This window comes from Pseudomonas sp. AGC41 (assembly GCF_057334555.1).
This window is the reverse complement of sequence record NZ_JBHFJB010000056.1, coordinates 42,216-43,420: the sequence shown is the minus strand read 5'-3', so window position 1 is coordinate 43,420 and position 1,205 is coordinate 42,216. Positions and strand designations below refer to the sequence as shown.

The window sequence follows — 1,205 nt, the reverse complement described above, 5'->3', positions numbered from 1 at the left end:
CCCCCTCCCACAGGTTATCTCCCACCCGATTGTCCGCGATCGTTATCCGGGGTTTATTCCTTGAGGAAAGTCAGCAGATCCTGATTCAAACGATCCTTGTGCGTCTCGGTCAAGCCGTGCGGCGCGCCTGGGTAGACGATCAGTCGAGCGCCCTTGATCAGCGCCGCCGAAGCCCGGCCTGAGGCATCGATGGGCACGATCTGGTCGTCGTCACCGTGGATCACCAGCGTCGGCACGTCGAATTTTTTCAGGTCGCCGCGGAAATCGGTCGCCGAGAATGCCGCGATCGACTCATAGGTGTTCTTGCTGCCGCCTTGCATGCCTTGCGCCCAGAACGACTGGATCAAGCCTTGGGATGGCTTGGCACCCTTGCGGTTGTAGCCATAGAACGGGCCGGAAGCGATGTCCAGGTACAGCTGCGAACGGTTCTCCAGGGACGCCTTGCGCAAGCCGTCGAAGACTTCGAGTGGCAAGCCGCCGGGGTTGGTGTCGGTCTTGAGCATCAGCGGCGGCACCGAGGACACCAGCACGGCTTTCTTGACTCGACCGGTGCCGTGGCGACCGATGTAACGCGCCACTTCGCCGCCCCCCGTCGAGAAGCCGACCAGGGTCACGTCCTTCAGGTCCAGCGCTTCGATGACTGCCGCCAGGTCGTCGGCGTAGTGGTCCATGTCGTTGCCTTCCCACGGCTGGCTGGAGCGACCATGGCCGCGACGGTCGTGGGCAATCACGCGGTAGCCCTTGGAGGCGAGGAACATCATCTGGCCTTCCCAGCTGTCGGAATCCAGCGGCCAGCCGTGGCTGAAGGTGACGACCTGGCCGTTACGCGGGCCCCAATCCTTGTAGTAGAGCTGGACGCCATCCTTGGTGGTGATGTAGCTGGACGACTGCACCACGCTGCCGACGGCCGAGGCCGGGGCACCGGCTTGTACGGGCGTCGCCGCCTCGGCGCCGAGGGTGGCCAGGGCCAGGGTTGCGACAGCCAGGGTGCGGTTGAAGGTGTTCATCGTTGCTCTCTCCATAAGGGGTGTTTTGGTCTGCCGGGATCGTCATCGATCGCGTTGGTGGGCAGATTAGAGAGAGCGCAGCGCAACGAGAACGGCGCTGGCGTCGATAGCAACTATGGGGATTTCAGATACCTGCAGAATCTCAGAGACCTCAGGCTCCAGATACTTGCAGGACCACCGTGGGGGGGGGGGGGGGGG

The 1,205-nt window shown here is 63.2% G+C and carries 1 protein-coding gene; it reads right to left on the bottom strand.

Translation table 11 applies throughout. The features are described from left to right. Positions 1-53: 53 nt before the first annotated feature. A complete protein-coding gene (locus ACE04F_RS11270; protein WP_486106157.1) occupies positions 54-1,007 on the bottom strand; it encodes an alpha/beta fold hydrolase in 954 nt (317 codons plus the stop codon). Positions 1,008-1,205 lie beyond the last annotated feature (198 nt).

Excerpts from the sequence above, each read along its gene's own strand:
- ACE04F_RS11270 (WP_486106157.1), bottom strand. The coding sequence starts at position 1,007 with ATGAACACCTTCAACCGCACCCTGGCTGTCGCAACCCTGGCCCTGGCC.